The sequence below is a fragment of the Pectobacterium sp. HCp5_1 genome (assembly GCF_032905925.1).
Taxonomy (GTDB): Bacteria; Pseudomonadota; Gammaproteobacteria; order Enterobacterales; family Enterobacteriaceae; genus Pectobacterium; species Pectobacterium brasiliense_A.
In genome coordinates this window covers 1-2,851 of the sequence record NZ_JAUMIO010000074.1, presented here as the reverse complement: position 1 = coordinate 2,851, position 2,851 = coordinate 1, and the positions used below count along the sequence as shown (strand labels likewise).

Here is a 2,851-nt window from a genome sequence, read left to right as displayed (position 1 = left end):
AATTCAGGCGTATGTTGCTTACGTGGCTTCTTACTGGTTGATACGGATTTTGTCATGTGAGCTACCTCTGGTAGAGAGTTTACTCACTTAGTCGCGTGTCCACTATTGGCGGGTAAGATCACTAACCGTCACGCAGCCATGAAAGACGACAAAAAACATAACCAACAATCAAGATCGTCCGGCTGGGGCGGGAAACGTGCCGGTGCAGGCGCTCCCATTGGTAATACCAATACGGTGAAACATGGAGGGCGCTGCCACTAAATTGTGGCATAATTTTACGTATATAATGGACTAAACACTCATATTCATTACTTGGTAGTTCTCGCCAATACGCGCCTATTTAATAAAAACTAAATTATATTATCCCGCAGCCGATAACGTATACCGATATGCTTTCCTTCCTAGCATATCGGTATACGTTAAAAATGACAAAATGGATAACATATTTATGGGAAAATTTTTACATTTAATTTTAATTTCGGCAACCATTTCTTTGTCTGGATGCAGGGCAATTGAAAACAGCTTTGCTGATCGGCCGATATACCAAGAACCTTCAGACACACAAAATGTGTCAAGAATAAGATTCATAAAAAACATAAGAGGAACCGAAATTAAACAAAAAGGATATTCAAAGACTTATACACAAATCACACCGTTTTCATGGCGAGGACATATAAACGCTACCAGAGACATAGGTATGCCTAAGATATCCTATCGGAAAAGTGATTATGATGATTATTATTTTGAAACCAGAATAAAATCAGTACCAACTCTTATTTATATTCAAACCGAAGCAACGAGCCAAGGGTCATGTCATAGTATGTTTTTTATTAAACCTGAAGCAGGTAAAGATTATGACATGAATTTTGATATAACTACAGATAGATCAAGGTGCTTTATGCACTTTAATGAAGTAATAAAAGATGAGACTAGCGGGGTCTATATATTAAAACCAGCACCATATAAAATATCATCAGCTTTCCCTTGGGAACCGGCAGATAAAAACTATAAAACAGAATTGGACACTGATTGATTATGAAATTAATAAAACCAATCCTCATCATTTCCCTCTCTTTTATTTTATCTGGGTGTTTTATCGACAAGACAAAAACATACAACACATCACTCTCTGATATAAACTCAGATAATGTTAAAACCACTTTTTTTGTTGGGAAAACGAAAAAAGATGTATTAATAAAGCTAGGGCCACCACAAAACTCACTAGATTTTATGAAAGAAAGTCATTGGTCTTATGTTACTAAGGAATCTATCGATGGGCTTGTTATTTTCCCTCCAATCCCAGTAAGTATTAGCAGCATAAAAAAAATCGATTTGTACTTTGATGAAAAAGATGAGTTAAAGAGTTTCACATTCCGTGAGGAATGAATTTTATAGAAAATTAATGACAGGAGTATGTTTATTATGTATTAGGCATACTCCTCATTAAGTCTCTTTAGGATTAAAAATAGTGATTTTCATCTTATCTAAAATATAACCCCATAAAAATCCTTAGTGTCAGGAACTCATGAATTTGTATTAATACACTCTCCCTGAATCATCCCCAAAAGTGTGAAAAACAATACACTCAACATTCTACACGTTTTGTTCATACACCGGATTTATACCACCAAAATGGTGAATGATAAAACCTACCAGCGATCCTGAAAAATACCCCATACCTTCCCACAAAAAATATCCCAGATAGCCAAATCAATAACACTACATTGCCCAAAGCAGATTGATAATCTCATTGCAATTGCGCGATTTTCGCTGACCTTTCATCACTATAACAGGTTCACTTATCAGAAAATCCACCTCAAATAACTACTAAAACAGATTTAAATGAAGCACCGAGGATTTGCGAGATCATCTCCCAACGTGAATCGGTCGTCAATGCTATTAGATACTACCTATTGTCGGTGCGATGACACGTGTTATTTACGTGCTAGCACAATGTCCGTCGATACTGCCATGGGCTAATTATTAACGTGCCGGCATACGTAAAATGGAATCAATGCGTTCCCCATAATCGTGGGGATTTTTATATTAAGAGGAAGTGAAATGAAAAAATATGCAATTGCATTAATGTGCCTATTCTCAGCGTCAGCCTTTGCGGAAAGCTATAAAGGCTATCCCGATATTCCAGGTACCGCAGTGGGTTTTGCCACAGAAATCGTAAGCTATACGCCAGGCCCTAATGTATCTTCAAGTTATAAAGTGCCCGAAAGAGTACTTGGCGAACCTAACCGTTACAGCACGAATGAAAATATACTTTCTCTCGGTGCAGCAGGTAGCGTTGTGGTTCGCTTTTCCCCGTACGCGATTAAAAAGAGCGGTACTGCCGATGCGGATTTTTATGTCTATGAAGCAGGAACCTATGAATCGTGGGATGCCTACGTATCCAATGACGGCAGTGAATGGATCAAGGCCACACCCGTGTTTCAAGCAATTAATCCTGCATCCGCTCAGACGACAACCAATCGTGGCTCTGTAATCGGGTATGATGTTGATGTGATTGATTCCGAGTCTGATTCATTTACCTACCTGAAAATCGTCGACACCAGCCTGTCGAAATATGCCGATTCACCGGGTGCCGACCTTGACGCGATTGTTTTGACGAGTGCAAAAGCGTTGGGAACAGAAGTATTTATTGATACCGATTCTCGTAACGGAAAAGTTTATAACCTGTATCAGAACGATATTACTGGTGCGGTAGGTGTCAAAATTATCGGTCACGTATTCAATATGTAGATCAGGTCATTGCAGATAATGTTCACGTTCGATGAATGTGCCGATTATCTTGTCATGCATTTCCACTGATTTTGAGTACCCGATAGTTTTACGATTCAGT

4 protein-coding genes are annotated in these 2,851 nt (G+C 38.5%); 3 read left to right on the top strand and 1 reads right to left on the bottom strand.

Translation table 11 applies throughout. From position 1 onward, the window contains the following. Positions 1–448 precede the first annotated feature (448 nt). From Q3A88_RS21710 to Q3A88_RS21700, 3 genes are all read left to right on the top strand, one after another. The gene (locus tag Q3A88_RS21710; RefSeq protein WP_317178650.1) at positions 449–1,033 is read left to right on the top strand and encodes a hypothetical protein; all 585 of its coding nucleotides are present in this window, start codon (positions 449–451) and stop codon (positions 1,031–1,033) included. A 2-nt stretch (positions 1,034–1,035) separates the two neighbouring features. Then, complete coding sequence (locus Q3A88_RS21705; protein ID WP_317178649.1) at positions 1,036–1,386, top strand: hypothetical protein; 351 nt, start codon at positions 1,036–1,038, stop codon at positions 1,384–1,386. Between the two features lie 675 nt (positions 1,387–2,061). Then, a complete protein-coding gene (locus Q3A88_RS21700; protein ID WP_317178648.1) occupies positions 2,062–2,751 on the top strand; it encodes a cell envelope biogenesis protein OmpA in 690 nt (229 codons plus the stop codon). 6 nt (positions 2,752–2,757) lie between these two features. Here the strand turns inward: Q3A88_RS21700 and Q3A88_RS21695 are convergent. Further along, the coding region (locus tag Q3A88_RS21695) for an IS1 family transposase (RefSeq protein ID WP_317177888.1) at positions 2,758–2,851 on the bottom strand (94 nt) is incomplete at its 5' end.